This window comes from Mesobacillus maritimus (assembly GCF_023715205.1).
Taxonomy (GTDB): Bacteria; Bacillota; Bacilli; order Bacillales; family Cytobacillaceae; genus Mesobacillus_B; species Mesobacillus_B maritimus_C.
Genome location: NZ_JAMBNR010000153.1, coordinates 1 through 221 on the forward strand (window position 1 = coordinate 1; position 221 = coordinate 221).

Annotated in this window: 1 rRNA gene; it reads left to right on the forward strand. The window is 50.7% G+C overall.

The window, feature by feature from the left end:
* A 23S ribosomal RNA gene (locus tag M3182_RS26020) occupies window positions 1-221 on the forward strand; the annotation flags it as partial.

Sequence of the window (221 nt, forward strand, 5' to 3'; positions counted from 1 at the left end):
GGCGTAGGCGATGGACAACAGGTTGATATTCCTGTACCACCTCTTTATCGTTTGAGCAATGGGGGGACGCAGGAGGATAGGGTAAGCGCACTGTTGGATATGTGCGTCTAAGCAGTTAGGCTGGTAACGAGGCAAATCCCGTTACCGTGAAGGCTGAGCTGTGATAGCGAGGGAAATTTAGTACCGAAGTTCCTGATTCCACACTGCCAAGAAAAGCCTCT